The following is a 15,498-nucleotide window of genomic DNA, read 5'->3' on the forward strand; positions in this document are numbered from 1 at the left end:
GAGGATTAGCATTCATAGGGACGGCGGTGGATTGGTTAATTTTGTTGTTTTGGCGAACTCAAAACTAACCGGTTTTACCGCCGTCTCCTACTTTTTCACGCTAACCTGCGATGAACCTTTTTTATGGATGGTTGGCGCATAACTCCAGCCTGTGCTTTACTTGAGAAACGCAATCAATATGTATAAAAAAGCAACAGGAGCCGTTGGTTTGAATGACCTGATGTCGGCAGCTCCGGGGCTGCTGGACGATCTTTACGAAAACACAACCAGGCCTGAACACTGGCCGTTGTTCCTTGAAAAGATCGCCCACCTTTTCCACGCCGACACTGCAACGCTTCGGCTCACAGACCTGAATGATCCGGTTATTCATCACTCCTTCTCCACCGGATTCAACCAGACCATCAACGAATTTTACGAGTCCGAAGGTGTTGTACGCGATACCTTCCGGGAGGCCCTAGCGAGCAGTCCGCTTGGCAAAGCAATCGAAAGCACGGCTGTTATCTCGGACCGGGAATTCGAGAATTCGACACATTACCAGACGGTTTTCCGCCCCAACGGCAACTTCTACGCCATGGGTGCCCAGTTTGAGCGACAGAACGGCCAGGCACTGCACATCGGCATCCACCGCCCCAGACGACGGGGCCACTTCTGCCGGCATGAGCTGAACGCACTGGAACTGTTCAGCCCCCACCTCCGAAGGGTCACCCGCCTGTCCCACCTGTTTGCCGATCTAAATCAGGCCCTGGACGACGCTCACCATGCGCTGGACCAATTGCCTTTCGGGGTCTGGCACATGGACGCAAACCTGCGCATTCGCTGGATGAACAGTACGGCAGAGGAAGCCCTCGCCGCCCACACTTACGGATTGGGTGTTCGCAGCAACCGGCTCAGAGCATTCTCCGGATCTGGCTCAGGTTCTCTGCCGACGATGGCTGGCAGACTGATTGAGAACCTGTCTCTGATTGAAACCCTCAAGCTCGGAGAAACGGGCGCCTGCCTGGTCATGATGCAGTCCCGCAGATCGGGGAGCGAATTCCATATCGGCCGCTCCGTTGCACAGGGGATACTTTGCTTTCTTCTGGACCCGGGGCGACCAGCTCGCCTGAATCAAAGCCAATTGGCGATCATGTACCAGCTCACACCGGCCGAGTGTCGGTTGGCAACGCTTCTGGTGAGCGGCCTGGATGTCAACGAGGCGAGCGCTCTGCTCCAGATTTCCCGACACACCGGCAGAACACAGCTCAAATCCATCATGCGCAAGACCGGCGTTCGACGTCAGGCCAGCCTGCAGCGAATACTGTTACTTTGCGCCGACACGCTAAGATCCCCTGATGACTGATGCTTCAAGAAACCTGAATCTTCGACTGCCAGACGGTCGTAATCTGAGTTTTTCAGATATCGGTACCGGAGAGAACGGCACCTGGATCCACTGCCATGGAATTCCCGGTTCCCGTAACGAACTGCTTCACCTAGAGAACACGCTCATTGATTCGGGAGTAAGGGTCATTGTTGCGGATCGCCCAGGTTATGGACAGTCCACCCCCTGCCCTGGTTATGGCTTCTCACACCATTCCGATGACCTGAGGCAACTGGCTGATCACCTGCAACTGGAGAAATTCGGAATATCCGGTTTCTCCGGGGGAGGCGTATTCGCCATGGCGGCCGCCCATGATCTTGGCAACCGAATCGAGCAACTGGTTATCGCTGCGACGCCCGCGGTTCCTTTGATGGAAAATCCCTACGCGTATGCCTCTGAGCTCACCGCAAGTACCTGGCGGGCGGCGCTGGTGGATCGCCAAACGCTGGCAAAAGAACTGGAGGCCCTTACTGGTTCTGTGGATGAGTTATCGCAGGCGCTCATAGGAGCTGCAGGCGATCAGGAAGAGCACTACCTGTCGTCAAACTCTGTTCGTCCTGGATTTATGCAGAGCCTTTGCGCTGCGTTGGAACAGGGCTCGATCACAGCAGCCGATGCGCTTGCCAGAGATTCGTTTTTGATAGCTTATTCGTGGCCTTTTGCGCCTGAGGACATACAACTGCCAGTGCGGGTAATTCATGGCTCGGGGGACAGACTCGTGCATACAGACCACCAGATCACGTTGTGCGGCAACTTACCGGACAGCTCCTCCGAGATAATCAGTGGCGCTCACTACGGTACTCTTTCAGCTATCTGGGGCTGATGTGCGCCTGGGGCCAGCAGCAAAGGTTTGGCTCAATAATTGTAAGAAAGCCCCAGACTGACCGCGCGCACGCTGGACCACTCGAGCGCATCTGCGGATACCATGGCCTGCCATTTTCCTCGGGTCAGTTCCAACTGGATGGAATCCAGTTCTGGCCAGTAGCTTGCCAATATCCGGGTACCATCCGCCAGCGCCCGTCCGAAGCCGGCGCCATATAGCCCATAGCCGAACTGATACTGAGCGTGTACTACTGTGAGCCAGGAGCCCTCTTGCCATTGGGCCGTACCATAAAATCTGGGATCCAGATCCTGATAAAAAGTATCCCGATACCCCTCCGTGCCAGATATCGTTGGGGCAAATACAGCGTAGCCATCGTCATCGAAGGACTTATTGTCGGTGTTTGCCTGTGCTAGCGTGAAGGGCGCGTCCTTCCATCTAATCCGTGAGAAAAGATCCTCGGCCCGGAAGTTCAAATCGAGCTTTTCCATGGGTTGCCAACTGGCAGCAATATCAAAAGCCCAACCGATGCCACTGGCTTTCTCTACATCCGGTCGATCAAAGATCACGTCCCGGTAGTAGACGTAGTCAACGTCTGCGCTGAAGTCATAGTCATTCTCGGCGGCCGCCACAAACTCCCCATCAAGAGTGCCGCTCATCAAATGACGGGTTTTGAACACAGAAATGCCGCCGGAAATTGTCCAGGATTCCTCATTATGCCGATAGCCAGATCGAATGCCGGACCCCGAAAAACCGTTGACGCGCAGAGCAACGGGAATCCGTTCGCCTTCGTTTAGCGGCTCCTTGCGAGCAATACGTCCATAAAAGCTCACGGCCTCCGAATTCATCCTCAGATCCGCCAGCGCACGGGTGAAAACCGAAACCTCGATTCCTTGCTCCCGAAACCCGGCCTCCGCATGGCTGATCGCCCATTGGCGGCTACCTGAATCGAATTCACTGCCCCAGTCGCTCAATGTAGTTTTGATTGGCTCCGGCTCGCTTACCAGTTGGGTCTCGAACCTGCCAAACATCTCCACGGCCAGCGCTGTATTGGCATTAACACTCGCTATAACGAAAAAAAAGGCGGGGCCGAAGCCCCACCTTTCTTTCCGGTTTCCCGGTACTTTCATCAGAACAATGTCTCGAACACGGTTTCTTCGCCGTTCGGGTAGGTGATTACAGGAATGCCGTTTCGCAGCTCCACATCACCGATGTCCTCACCGTTAACGAAGACATTACCTGTCAGACTCTGAACACCGCTGGCCGTTTCCGAGCCAACCGCTTCAAGACGGAATCCTTGCGGGTTCCAGAATGCCAGGCTGACTGCCGGGTTTTCAGCGTTCAGCTCATCGGTGCTGACCTTGAGGCTGTAGCTGCCGCCATCCCAGCTGACGTTCGCGAGTACGCTACCACCGTTCAGAGTTGAACGAGTCAGGGTAACCACAGCCGTCGCTTTTGGCATATCAACCAGAGAAACACCTGCTGCAATGTTGAACGACAGGTTTACAAAGTTGTTGGCAGTTTCCAGGTCGGGGAAGGCAATGTCTGCATTAACCTCAGCAAGATCAGACGTGCTGCTACCGTATACCGACACATATTCTACTTGTGACTGTCCAGCAACGGTCGCGCCAACGGCGGTTTCTAGTTTGCCCAGGATCAGTTGATCAAGAGCGGCATTTTCGGCGTCATCCAAAACATTGCAGTTGTCGCCATAAGTATCGAGCTCGCTGTTATACCAACCGGAGTAGGCCACTCGCTCACCAAAAACGTCAGTTCCCGACTCGAAGTCATAACAGGAGCTGTATGAATAAATATCAAACCAGAAGTCCTGAGCGGTTTCATCATACTCAACAAACTGCGCCACCTCCGCACGATCCACCTCAAAATCAAACGCCGCAGTTGTGTCGTTATAGTCGAGGTAGGTGAACAGGTTGAAGCGCTGAGCACTGCTGCTGTTCAGGGACGTAGAGAGATTAAAAGTACGTCCGGAAGTGGCCGTAAAATCACCTGACAGAGCAAAGGATTCCGGAGAGAACGGCTCATCCAGAGCGCTGAAGCTGGAGCCTGTCATGTTTACAGCCTTCACAGAGATCTCGCCGTTGAAGCTGGCTGCTTCTGGGTTGGCAAGAGCAATGGAACCGTTCAGGGCAATGGCACTGAATTTTTCCAGCACCGCATCGGCCGTAACCTCGCCTGCAATCGTTTCGGATAACTCCAGGTTGGCAACCAGATCCAGCACCGCCCGCTCAAAACCGGTGCCATCACCAATCGTACCGCTGACAGTGACATTGTTTTGTGCAAGCAGTGACAGAACCTTCTCGGCATCGTAGGTCAGCTCCAGATCGTCCTGAGCAAGGCTGGTGCCGATAACCAGGTCAAACTCGCGGGTCTCTCCACCAGTCTGGGAAACACTACCAGTGGCCGTAGCCTTGAGGCCGGATTCTGTGTCCTCAAAAACGAGGGTGGCGTCCATGGTACCGCTGGCAGTTGGATCTTCTTCATCAGTCCAGTCCTGCTGGGCTGTGAATGGCTCGCCGCTTTCCAAAGCGTTCAGTAGTGCCGCCCGTCCTTCGGTACCGGCCAGCTGTTGAGAGAAGGCATCCAGCACCTTGCTTACCAGATCGCCGGTAACGCCGGCCTGGGCGAATATGTCACGGACGGTTTCCACATCCGCATCCAGTCCAACGGAAACAGGTGATGTTTCATCTTGCAGAGCGGCGGCAGTCTCATCAATAGAGCCGGCCCAGCTGCGGAACTGGGTCACGAACGCCTGGAAGGCGGCAATCTTGTCTGCTTGCGTGGCACCCTCATCAAGGTCCAGATCCTCGTCATAGCTGGTATCGAGGCTATCTCCGGCAGCATCGAGCTGAGCGGTCTGGTTATTCAGGGATTCCTGAGCTTCGTCATCCAGGCCCTCTGTTGTCTCGACCACTGTTTTTACAGCTGAAGATAGGCTTGTCGCTGTGAAAGTATCTTCGCTATTGATTGATCCGTCATTGAGGGCCTCGGAGAAGCTGTCCAACGACGCAGAAACACCTTCACTTCCGCCTGCGAAGACCAACTCAGCAACGGCCGCGTTCATCACGGCCGCCTGAGCTTCAGCGGCACTGGCGCCCGCCAGATCGTTCACATCACGAGCCACGGTGTTTTCGATATCGAAGCCCGCCACCTGACTGACTTCCGCTTTGGCCTGTCTGGCTGCATCAGAAACACTCTTGCCGCCAGCAATGAGGGTCTTTGCACGCTTGGCTGCCATGGTTGACCAGGCGGTTACCGGTACACTTACGACACTGCCGGGCGCGCTTGCCTTACCGATCGCGTTAAGCTTGAAGTCTTCCGGCAACTGAACGTCGGCGCCTTTGGGTACAGTCCCACAGTCTGAGGCATCACAAACCATGCGGGTTTCAGAGCTCACGGTTATTTCGATCTCAACGAGCCCACCCTCGTAGTTATCATTAAGCTCAATACGGTATTGGCCTTTACTGTCTGTTGTAGTTGTGCCAACCGGTGCTTCCAATCGCTCACCGGAGTCATCCAGTTCATAAGCAGTGACAACAGCATTTTTCATCACACCTTTAACTGCAGAACCAGATACAACAGAGGTATCACCTCCAGGAGGGGTGCCAGCTGACGGTGACGATGAACCGCCTCCACCGCAACCGGTTACAACCAGGCCTGAGGAAACTGCAACAGCAAGCGCTAACCTTTTGAACTTATCCAAAGCGTCTCTCCTTGAGATCCTTATTTTATGACGGTCGGCTCCGACATAATTAACATCCAGCAATGTCGCGAACCGTCAAAGAGGCTAGTCTAAGGAAAAACCATTCGGTAGGTAGGGTCTTGCTCACAAAACGAGCAAGGCGCTGAATCAGCCTGGAAAATATTGTTTTTATTGGTTTTTTAGAGAACACCTGCAATGTAAAACATTATAAAAGATTATCTTATATGTGACTTTTCGAACTAAATAGACCTCAGTACCTCCAACCGATCTATTTCTTCGGCACAAACCCCTCCGGCTTGTCTTTCAGCCATTCAACAAACGTCCGCAATTCCTCCAGCTCCAGCAGCTTTTCCCGAGTGTTGTAATACAGCCCCAGGTCCGGTTCCGATCGGGCTTTATGAATTGCGTTATGACAGGGTCGGCACACCCAGAGCGTTCGGGTGATCAGGTCTTCTTTGGTGAACAATTTCTGGAAGCGTTTTTTGCGGTGCAGGTGTTTGGGTATCAGGTGGTGCCGGGTAAGTTTGGTAACCGGGCGTTCGCAGAGTTCACAGTTGTCGGGTTGAGGTGGGAGTTTGAGCATTGCGGAAATACCAGTCGGGTTTCGCCTTTGGCTCCACCCGACCTACGTTGTGTTTGGCTAACACCAAACGATCAGTGCATCAGGGTATAGAGCTTCCGGCGATAGGTCCGAACATCCGGGTTGTTGTTGCCCAGCTTGTCGAACAGCTCAATCAGCGTTGTCTTGGCCACTTCGTCCTTGTATTTGCTGTCTACCCGCATCAGGCGGATCAGCAGGTCCATGGCCTCGGCGTTATTTTCCTGTAATACGTGATGAAGTGCCAACTGGTGCAGTGCGTTCGGGTCTTTCGGATCCTGCTCCAGGGCCATCTCAAGATCCTTGATCGGTGGCAACTCGGCAGACTGCTTGAGAAACTTGATCCGGGCCGCCAGCTGCTTGGCCTGGTGCTGCATCTTCTCTTCCGGCGGCAGGCTATCGAGCACCTGTTCAGCCGTTTCCAGATCGCCCATTTCTGCCTTCAGCTGGGCCAGATCGATCAGGACCTTCAGGTTTTCCGGATCCTCCTGATTCATCTGGGACAGGATGGCCAGCGCTCCCTCGACATCCCCCTCTTCCCAGATTCGGTGAGCCTTTTCGTAAGGATCCTCCTTCGGCGCTTCCACGTGCTTGTCGAGAACCTTGCGGATCTCGCTCTCCGGCAGAGCGCCGTTGAAGCCATCCACGGCCTGGCCGTTCTTCACCAGGATGATTGTGGGCAGGCTGCGCACGCCAAGGCTCGAGGTAAGCTGATCCTGCTCGTCGGCGTTCACCTTGGCCAGCATGAACGCGCCCTGGTAATCCTCGGCCAGTTTTTCCAGCAGAGGGGTCAACTGTTTGCAGGGAGCACACCACTCGGCCCAGACATCCACCAGAATGGGCGTGCTGGCAGAAGCTTCCATAACCTTCTGCTGGAAGTTTTCCATGGTGGCATCAAATATATAGGGAGAGTTGCTCATGCAGGGCACCTGAAAAAGTCGAATGAATCGTTCGGAGTTGTCAGAGACATGGGGCCAACTCCCGGAAATTCAAGCGCCAACGGTGCCAACCCAACTCCTTGAAATCACCGTATCTGCCGTTACATAGCTAGTAAGCAACGCTCCGGGACAACCACTCAGCAGCCCGTCCCGGGCGGATTCACAACCTTTCCGGATGGATGCTCGCGGCATGAATGATGACACGCAAAACGATTCACTTGAGGAATTCGAAGAGGACGTGACCGAATACATCGGCAAGGACGAGCACAGCAAAAGCCTCGCCCTGCCCCAGCAGATGATGCCCCGGCGCATGTATGTGCTGCCGGTTTCAAACCGACCTTTCTTTCCGGCTCAGGTTCAGCCGGTCGTGGTAAACCAGAATCCGTGGCAGGAAACCCTGAAACGGGTCGGCGAGACCGATCACAAGGTCATGGGCATCTGCTTTGTGGAAGAACAGGAAACCGAAGATGGCACCCCTGCCAGTGAACAGCTTGAGACGGTGGGCTGCGCCGTGCGTGTGCATCATGCCCAGAACGACAGTGGCAAGGTCCAGTTCATTGCCCAAGGGCTTCAGCGCTTCCGGATTGTCCAGTGGCTGCGCCGCAAGCCGCCTTATCTGGTGGAAGTTGAGTACCCGGTGGAACCGGAAGAAGACGCAGACGAGCTCAAGGCCTACACCCTGGCCATTATCAGCGCGATCAAGGAGCTGCTGCGCACCAACCCCCTCTATGGCGAAGAGGTAAAGCAATACCTTTCCCGGTTCGGACCGGACGACAGCTCACCGCTGGCTGATTTCGGCGCCTCGATGACCAGCGCACCGGGCAACGAGCTGCAGGATGTGCTCAACACCATTCCCCTGCTCCGCCGCATGGAGAAGGTCCTGCTGCTGATGCGCAAGGAACAGGAAGTTGCCCGGCTGCAGTCGGAAATCAGCGAAGAGGTTAACGCCAAGGTGCAGAAGCATCAGCGCGAGTTCTTTCTGAAGGAACAACTCAAGGTCATTCAGCGCGAGCTGGGCATGGCCAAGGACGACAAGACCGCAGATGTGGAGCGTTTCCAGCAACGCATGGCGGAGCTCAACCCGCCCGAGGCGGTTAAGGAGCGCTTCAACGATGAAATCGAAAAACTGCAGGTGCTGGAACAGGGCTCGCCGGAATATGGCGTCACCCGTAATTATCTTGACTGGCTGACCCAGGTTCCCTGGGGCGTTCACTCGGAAGACCACTTCGATCTGGCCGAAGCCCGCCGGATTCTCGACCGCGATCACGACGGCCTGGACGATGTGAAAGATCGCATCATCGAGTTTTTGGCTGAAGGTACCTTCAAGGGCGAGGTCAGCGGTTCGATCCTCCTGCTGGTGGGCCCGCCCGGCGTTGGCAAGACGTCGATTGGCCATTCCGTGGCGGATGCACTGGGCCGGAAATTCTACCGCTTCAGTGTTGGTGGCATGCGGGATGAAGCGGAAATCAAGGGCCATCGGCGCACCTACATCGGCGCCATGCCCGGCAAGTTTGTGCAGGCGCTGAAAGATTCAAAAGTGGCGAACCCGGTCATCATGCTGGATGAAATCGACAAGATCGGTGCGTCCTTTCAGGGCGATCCGGCTTCCGCTCTGCTGGAAACCCTGGATCCGGAACAGAACCGTGACTTCCTGGACCACTACCTGGACGTGCGCATGGACCTTTCCAAGGTTCTGTTCATCTGCACCGCCAACCAACTGGACACGATTCCGCGGCCCCTTCTGGATCGCATGGATGTGATTCGCCTGTCCGGTTACATCGCGGAAGAGAAACTGGCGATCGCCAAGCACTATCTGCTGCCCAGGCTGCTGAAGCGGGCCGGGCTGCTGAAAAAGCAACTCAACATCACCGACGCCGCCATCAAGCAGGTTATTGAGGGCTATGCCCGCGAAGCTGGCGTGCGTAGCCTGGAGAAGCTACTGCACAAGATTATGCGCAAGGGCATCGTGAAGCTGCTGGAAAACCCGGACCAGCCGGTGAAGGTGGGTGTTTCGGATCTGCAGAGTTATCTGGGACAGCCTTCGTTCAAAAAAGAGAAATCCCTAAAAGGCACCGGTGTCGTAACCGGCCTGGCCTGGACCGCCATGGGCGGAGCCACCCTGAGCATTGAGGCATCCAGAATCCACAGCTCTCAACGCGGCTTCAAACTGACCGGCCAGTTGGGGGATGTGATGAAGGAGTCTGCCGAAATCGCCTACAGCTATGTGTCCTCGAACCTCAAACGCTATAAAGGGGACCCGACTTTCTTTGACAAATCCTTCGTGCATCTGCACGTACCCGAAGGCGCTACGCCCAAGGACGGCCCCAGCGCCGGTGTCACCATGGCTACTGCGTTGCTGTCCATCGCACGCGGCGAAGCGCCGCAGCAGAATATCGCCATGACAGGAGAGCTTACGCTGACCGGACAGGTGCTGCCGGTGGGCGGTATCCGAGAGAAGGTCATTGCAGCGCGCCGGCAAAAAATCAGCAACCTGATCCTGCCGGAAGCGAACCGTGGTGATTATGAGGAACTGCCGGAGTACCTGAAGGAAGGCCTGGTGGTGAACTTTGCCAAGCATTACAGCGATGTGTTCCAGGTGTGCTTCGGGAACAAGCCCAGGAAGGGGTCTTCGGTGCATTAATTGTGTGGGTTTGTCGGCTTACGCTTTGCTGAGCCGACTTACGGGCTTCGGTACATAAATCGTGCGGGCTTGTCGGATTACGCTTTGCTAATCCGACCTACGAATTCGAGACGTCTGATTTGTAGGTCTAATCCGACGATTGCCATAGCTGATTTGTAGGTCGGATGATAGCTGATTTGTAGGTCGGATTAGACCCTCCGGGTCGTAATCCGACACCACTGTTCAGGCCTTTTCTTTCCAGCCATCGTCCTTCAGAACCGACCCCACGGTCAGCACCGGCGACGCATCAATATCATCGGCATCCATCATGTTGGCCACCCGCTGCAGAGAGGCCAATATCATGGTCTGCTCCCATTCCGCCAGACTCTGGAACTTCTTGATGAAATCCTCCTGCAACGGATTGGGCGCCCGGGCCAGCAGATCCGCCCCCTCTTCGGTCAGATGAGCATGCACTTTCCGCTTGTCCTGAGTGCTGCGCACCCGGTATACCAGATTCCGGTGCTCCAGGCGGTCCAGAATCGTCGTTACCGTCGCCTGGCTGAGACTGACCTTGTCGGCAATGGTGCCGATGGTCACTTCGCCAAGATCCCGAATCGTTCTCATGATCAGCAACTGCGGCCCGGTCAGCCCGGCATGCTTGCTCAGCCGCTTTGAGTGAAGGTCTGTTGCCCGGATGACACGTCTTAAAGCCACCAGCACATCTTCATAACTGTTCACAGCAATACTCCGATTCGGCATTGGCAATTTATTTATACCCCTAACTATTAGAGGTCTTTGTACCGCGAATTGCAAGTCAGGAAGATTCACGGCATTTTTTCGGCCAGCCACTATGCTATGGTCACACCTCTATTTCTTTTCGACAGACAGACGGACGGACCGCGCCCGATGATCAAGTTTTTCCTGCCTTTTCTTTTCATGACGACATTCGCCGGCACCCTCTACGGTCAGGATAAGCTGGGACCCGAGAAAGAGCTCACCGCGGAAGACCTGGAAGAGAGCATCAAGACTCTGGAAGAGCCCATGTACACGCCCTTTGTGGAGCTGTATCTGCTGGAGGAAAGCAAGGCGCTTCGCAAGGAGATGCAGAACACACGGGCAGAACTGATCGAAAAGGTGGTAGACAAGGAGTTGTCTGTTGCCGACAAAACCATGTCCTATGCCACCGATACCGTGACCTACTTCTTCTACCTGATAGCGGGCGCCACATCGATTCTCGTGGTTATCGGCTGGAACTCCATCCGGGATATGCGGAACCAGCTCACCAGCCTGGCGGAAAAGCGGGTTAACGAACTGGTGATTGAATACGAGAAGCGACTCGAATTCATCGAAGAGCAGCTAAAGCAAAAATCCGACATTATCCACCAGAACCAGGCCGAGATTGAGCGCACCAACGAAGTGCATTCGCTGTGGCTCAAAGCCAGCCAGGAAACCTCACAGCAGAACAAGATTTCCGCCTACGATCAGATTCTGGATCTTCGCCCGGATGATGTGGAGGCTTTGAGCTACAAGGCTGACGCCGTTCTGGAAATGCAGGAACCGCTCTGGGCCATCAGTCTTTGTCAGCGGGCCCTGAAACTTGCACCGGATAATGGCCACGCGCACTATCAGCTGGCATGCGCCTATGCGGAAATTGGCCGCTGGGACGACGCAGTCAGCACCTTGAAGAAAGCTATTGAAATTTCGGAGGCATACCGCGACGATGCTTCCGTAGACGTGAGTTTTGACCAGCTACGTGAACATGAGAGCTTCCGGGCGCTGGTCTCACAGGATGAAGAAGACGGCACGGATGCGTGACACCGCTCAGAGCGGCACGGGAATTGCCTTTGCAGACAGGCCCGTGTTCCGGAGCAAACACCTGCCCATTCGCTTGACAAGCAGTGAGGTGTGGTGTTTGTTTAACCCTCTGAGAACACAAGAATAACCCTGAAATAAAACAGGACAGACTCAATGAGAACTTCAGTAAAACAACTCGTAACTGCTGTTAGTACTTCCGTAGCCCTGATGGGCGCCGGCCACGCCGCTGCAGAAATCCAGATCGGTATTGCCGGCCCCATGACAGGCCCCGTTGCCCAGTACGGTGACATGCAATTCTCTGGTGCCCGCATGGCGATCGAGCAGATCAACGCCAACGGCGGTGTTATGGGGGAAGAGCTGGTTGCCGTGGAATACGATGACGTGTGTGATCCGAAGCAGGCCGTTACCGTTGCCAACAGTCTGGTCAACGACGGCGTACGCTTCGTGATCGGCCACCTGTGTTCCAGCTCCACCCAGCCCGCATCTGACATTTACGAAGATGAAGGCATTCTGATGGTGACCCCGGCCTCCACCAGCCCGGAAATCACCGAGCGTGGCTATGAGCTGGTATTCCGTACCATTGGCCTGGACAGCATGCAGGGTCCGGTTGCAGGCAACTACATTGCCTCCCAGAACCCGGAGCGCGTGGCCATTGTTCACGACAAGCAGCAGTACGGTGAAGGCATTGCCACGGCGGTTCGTGACACCCTGAAAGATGCGGGCGTGGAAATCGCCATGTTCGAAGGTATCACTGCCGGCGACAAGGACTTCTCCTCGCTGGTCACCAAACTCAAGCAGGCCGATGTGGACTACGTCTATTATGGCGGTTACCACCCGGAACTGGGTCTGATCCTTCGCCAGGCGCGCTCAGCTGATCTGGATGCCCGTTTCATGGGCCCCGAGGGCGTGGGTAACAAGGACATCAACACCATCGCCGGCGAAGCCGCCGAAGGCCTCCTGGTAACCCTGCCACCGGCGTTCGACCAGAAAGCCGAAAACCAGGCGCTGGTTAAGGCGTTCGAAGAGAAAGGCGAGGATCCCTCCGGTCCGTTCGTTCTGACCTCCTACACTGCCGTACAACTGGTTGCCGAAGGCATTGAAGCGGCTGGCTCCACCGACCCGTTTGATGTTGCTGCCGCCCTGCGCGAAGGCACCTTCCAGACTCCGATCGGCACCGTTGAGTACGACAAGGCCGGCGACATGAAGTCGTTCGAGTTTGTTGTGTACGAATGGCATTCAGATGGAAGCAAAACTCCGGTAAACTGAGCCAAAATCGTTAACAAACGGTAATCATGAGAGCACCTTCTCACCGCGATCCGGGAGAAGGTGTTTTTCTAGGCTCCTGTTGATCCTCCCCCACCTCCTGCCCGGATATCCCGGGCATGGGGTGTGGAAGCGGAGGGAGCAGGCTTTCGGAGTCCCATAACAATGCAAGACCTCCTGTATTTCTCGCAACAGCTCATAAACGGGCTGACGATCGGGAGCACCTATGCCCTGATCGCCATCGGCTACACGATGGTTTACGGCATCATTGGCATGATCAACTTTGCCCATGGTGAAATCTACATGATCGGTGCCTACACCGCGCTGATTGCCATTACCGGCCTCGCTGCCCTGGGCATTGCCTGGCTGCCCCTGATACTGATCGTCGCCCTGCTCTGCGCCATGATCGTCTCCAGTTCCATGGGCTGGGCAGTGGAACGGGTGGCCTACAGGCCTGTGCGGGGGCGTCATCGCCTGATCCCGCTGATCTCCGCCATCGGTATGTCCATCTTTCTCCAGAACTACGTTCACCTGGCACAGGGCTCCCGGAACATCGGTTTCCCGGCGCTGATCGACGGCGGTTTCAACTTCGGTTCCGGTGACGGCTTCCAGATGTCTCTGTCCTATATGCAGATCACCATCTTCATCACCACACTGATCTGTATGACAGCCCTGTCCCTGTTCATATCACGCTCGCGGACTGGTCGTGCCTGCCGTGCGGTGTCACAGGACCTGGGCATGGCCAGCCTGCTTGGCATCGATACCAACCGCATCATTTCAGCGACCTTCGTAATCGGTGCAGCACTGGCGGCGGTTGCCGGCCTGCTCCTGGGCATGTACTACGGCTCGGTTGACCCTCTGTTCGGCTTCATTGCCGGCCTGAAAGCCTTTACCGCAGCAGTACTTGGCGGCATTGGCAGCATCCCTGGCGCAATGTTGGGCGGTCTGATACTGGGTGTGGCAGAGAGCATGACCTCCGGCTACCTCAGCGGTGAATACAAGGACGTGATCTCGTTCAGCCTGCTGATTCTGATTCTGCTGTTCAAACCCACCGGCCTGCTCGGCAAACCGGAGGTTGAGAAGATCTGATGGCTGCTTACAACTTCAGACACGCGCTCTTTTGCGCGATCATTACACTGATCATTTCCTACCCGATCATCGGCTTCAACCTTGAAGCCCAGGGCATCAAGGTGACCCTGACCGGGGCCGATGCCAGCACCCTTACCATGGTGTTGCTCGCTGCGGTGATCGTATTCCTGTTCCAGTTGTTCAGGGAAAATATCCTGGGCGCACTGCGAAGCATTCCAAGCCCCCTTCCTGAGGCCAAGAAAGAGCCGATGGCAGAAAACCGGCGGGCCAAAATCGAATCCTGGGTACTGACCGGGATCGTGGTTCTGGCTCTTTTCTGGCCGTTTTTTGTATCCCGTGGTTCGGTTGACCTGGCGACCCTCGTGCTGATTTACATCATGCTGGCCCTGGGCCTGAACGTGGTGGTTGGCCTGGCCGGGCTGCTCGATCTGGGTTACGTGGCGTTCTATGCCGTTGGCGCGTATACCTTTGCACTGCTTTCCCAGTACACAGGTATCTCGTTCTGGCTGGCACTGCCCATCGGCGCGCTGCTCGCCGCTCTGTTCGGTCTTGTTCTCGGCTTCCCGGTACTCAGGCTAAGAGGGGATTATCTGGCCATCGTCACCCTGGGTTTCGGCGAGATCATCCGGATCTTGCTGAATAACTGGACAACCCTGACCGGCGGCCCCAACGGCATTGGGGGCATTCCGGATCCGACCCTGTTCGGCATGGAATTTGGTCGTCGGGTGAAGGAAGAAGGCAACACCTCGTTCCACGAAACCTTCGGTATCGCTTACAGCGGTGAGCACAAGGTTATCTTCCTGTACCTGATTGCCCTGGTTCTGGCGGTGTTCACAGCCCTGGTTATCCGTCGTTTCATGCGGATGCCGGTGGGCCGTGCCTGGGAAGCGCTGCGGGAAGATGAGATCGCTGCCCGCTCCCTGGGGCTGAGCCGCACCGCAGTGAAGCTGTCCGCCTTTACCATCGGCGCATTCTTTGCCGGTTTTGCTGGCACCGTGTTCGCCTCCAAACAGGGCTTTATCAGCCCCGAATCGTTTGTCTTCCTGGAATCCGCCATCATCCTGGCCATCGTGGTACTCGGCGGCATGGGTTCGCAGATCGGTGTGGTACTGGCGGCGATCGCCGTCACCATCCTGCCCGAGCTGGCCCGTGAATTCTCCGAGTACCGGATGCTGATTTTCGGCGCCGCCATGGTGCTGATGATGGTCTGGCGTCCGCAGGGCCTGATGCCCATGCGCCGCATTCACATTGAACTGAAAAAGCAGGAGTGACAGACG

General features: G+C 55.7%; 12 protein-coding genes. 7 read left to right on the top strand and 5 right to left on the bottom strand.

The annotated features are described in order from the left end of the window. Positions 1-208: 208 nt before the first annotated feature. Positions 209-1,339 (top strand): helix-turn-helix transcriptional regulator, encoded by a 1,131-nt coding sequence (locus KEHDKFFH_RS09730; RefSeq protein ID WP_104321747.1) that lies wholly within the window; start codon positions 209-211, stop codon positions 1,337-1,339. Next, the gene (locus KEHDKFFH_RS09735) at positions 1,332-2,180 is read left to right on the top strand and encodes an alpha/beta fold hydrolase (RefSeq protein ID WP_104321748.1); all 849 of its coding nucleotides are present in this window, start codon (positions 1,332-1,334) and stop codon (positions 2,178-2,180) included. Before KEHDKFFH_RS09730 ends, KEHDKFFH_RS09735 begins: the two co-directional genes overlap by 8 nt. Positions 2,181-2,212: 32 nt before the next feature. Here the strand turns inward: KEHDKFFH_RS09735 and KEHDKFFH_RS09740 are convergent, their stop codons facing one another. From KEHDKFFH_RS09740 to trxA, 4 genes are all read right to left on the bottom strand, one after another. Beyond that, complete coding sequence (locus tag KEHDKFFH_RS09740; RefSeq protein WP_104321749.1) at positions 2,213-3,307, bottom strand: hypothetical protein; 1,095 nt, start codon at positions 3,305-3,307, stop codon at positions 2,213-2,215. Beyond that, entirely contained in the window at positions 3,307-5,745 is a 2,439-nt protein-coding gene (locus KEHDKFFH_RS09745; RefSeq protein WP_104321750.1) for a translocation/assembly module TamB domain-containing protein, read from the bottom strand. Before KEHDKFFH_RS09745 ends, KEHDKFFH_RS09740 begins: the two co-directional genes overlap by 1 nt. 421 nt (positions 5,746-6,166) lie before the next feature. Next, positions 6,167-6,481, bottom strand: coding sequence for a hypothetical protein (locus KEHDKFFH_RS09750; RefSeq protein WP_104321751.1), 315 nt, complete (start codon positions 6,479-6,481; stop codon positions 6,167-6,169). Positions 6,482-6,552: 71 nt separating this feature from the next. Beyond that, positions 6,553-7,416, bottom strand: a complete 864-nt coding sequence (gene trxA, locus KEHDKFFH_RS09755) for a thioredoxin (RefSeq protein ID WP_104321752.1) — start codon at positions 7,414-7,416, stop codon at positions 6,553-6,555. Positions 7,417-7,624: 208 nt separating this feature from the next. On the opposite strand from trxA, the gene lon reads away from it, so the two are divergent. Continuing rightward, a complete protein-coding gene (lon, locus tag KEHDKFFH_RS09760; RefSeq protein ID WP_104321753.1) occupies positions 7,625-10,075 on the top strand; it encodes an endopeptidase La in 2,451 nt (816 codons plus the stop codon). Between the two features lie 222 nt (positions 10,076-10,297). On the opposite strand, the gene KEHDKFFH_RS09765 is transcribed toward lon, so the two are convergent. Further along, complete coding sequence (locus KEHDKFFH_RS09765) at positions 10,298-10,792, bottom strand: MarR family winged helix-turn-helix transcriptional regulator (RefSeq protein WP_104321869.1); 495 nt, start codon at positions 10,790-10,792, stop codon at positions 10,298-10,300. A gap of 168 nt (positions 10,793-10,960) precedes the next feature. Here KEHDKFFH_RS09765 and KEHDKFFH_RS09770 point away from each other — a divergent pair, with 168 nt between their 5' ends. The 4 genes from KEHDKFFH_RS09770 to KEHDKFFH_RS09785 all read left to right on the top strand — a co-directional run bounded on the left by KEHDKFFH_RS09770 (position 10,961) and on the right by KEHDKFFH_RS09785 (position 15,492). Next, a complete protein-coding gene (locus tag KEHDKFFH_RS09770) occupies positions 10,961-11,869 on the top strand; it encodes a tetratricopeptide repeat protein (RefSeq protein ID WP_104321754.1) in 909 nt (302 codons plus the stop codon). A gap of 153 nt (positions 11,870-12,022) precedes the next feature. Next, positions 12,023-13,135, top strand: a complete 1,113-nt coding sequence (locus KEHDKFFH_RS09775; protein WP_104321755.1) for a branched-chain amino acid ABC transporter substrate-binding protein — start codon at positions 12,023-12,025, stop codon at positions 13,133-13,135. A 162-nt stretch (positions 13,136-13,297) separates the two neighbouring features. Further along, positions 13,298-14,221 (top strand): high-affinity branched-chain amino acid ABC transporter permease LivH, encoded by a 924-nt coding sequence (gene livH, locus KEHDKFFH_RS09780; protein ID WP_104321756.1) that lies wholly within the window; start codon positions 13,298-13,300, stop codon positions 14,219-14,221. Further along, on the top strand, positions 14,221-15,492 hold the full coding sequence (locus tag KEHDKFFH_RS09785; protein WP_104321757.1) for a high-affinity branched-chain amino acid ABC transporter permease LivM: 1,272 nt from the start codon (positions 14,221-14,223) through the stop codon (positions 15,490-15,492). The genes livH and KEHDKFFH_RS09785 overlap by 1 nt, the downstream gene beginning before the upstream one ends. Positions 15,493-15,498 lie beyond the last annotated feature (6 nt).

This window comes from Marinobacter maroccanus (assembly GCF_002933275.1).
In the GTDB taxonomy this organism is placed as follows: domain Bacteria; phylum Pseudomonadota; class Gammaproteobacteria; order Pseudomonadales; family Oleiphilaceae; genus Marinobacter; species Marinobacter maroccanus.

Excerpts from the sequence above, each read along its gene's own strand:
- trxA (WP_104321752.1), bottom strand. The coding sequence starts at position 7,416 with ATGAGCAACTCTCCCTATATATTTGATGCCACCATGGAAAACTTCCAG.
- KEHDKFFH_RS09775 (WP_104321755.1), top strand. The coding sequence starts at position 12,023 with ATGAGAACTTCAGTAAAACAACTCGTAACTGCTGTTAGTACTTCCGTA.
- KEHDKFFH_RS09745 (WP_104321750.1), bottom strand. The coding sequence starts at position 5,745 with ATGAAAAATGCTGTTGTCACTGCTTATGAACTGGATGACTCCGGTGAG.
- KEHDKFFH_RS09770 (WP_104321754.1), top strand. The coding sequence starts at position 10,961 with ATGATCAAGTTTTTCCTGCCTTTTCTTTTCATGACGACATTCGCCGGC.
- KEHDKFFH_RS09750 (WP_104321751.1), bottom strand. The coding sequence starts at position 6,481 with ATGCTCAAACTCCCACCTCAACCCGACAACTGTGAACTCTGCGAACGC.
- KEHDKFFH_RS09785 (WP_104321757.1), top strand. The coding sequence starts at position 14,221 with ATGGCTGCTTACAACTTCAGACACGCGCTCTTTTGCGCGATCATTACA.
- lon (WP_104321753.1), top strand. The coding sequence starts at position 7,625 with ATGAATGATGACACGCAAAACGATTCACTTGAGGAATTCGAAGAGGAC.
- livH (WP_104321756.1), top strand. The coding sequence starts at position 13,298 with ATGCAAGACCTCCTGTATTTCTCGCAACAGCTCATAAACGGGCTGACG.
- KEHDKFFH_RS09735 (WP_104321748.1), top strand. The coding sequence starts at position 1,332 with ATGACTGATGCTTCAAGAAACCTGAATCTTCGACTGCCAGACGGTCGT.
- KEHDKFFH_RS09740 (WP_104321749.1), bottom strand. The coding sequence starts at position 3,307 with ATGAAAGTACCGGGAAACCGGAAAGAAAGGTGGGGCTTCGGCCCCGCC.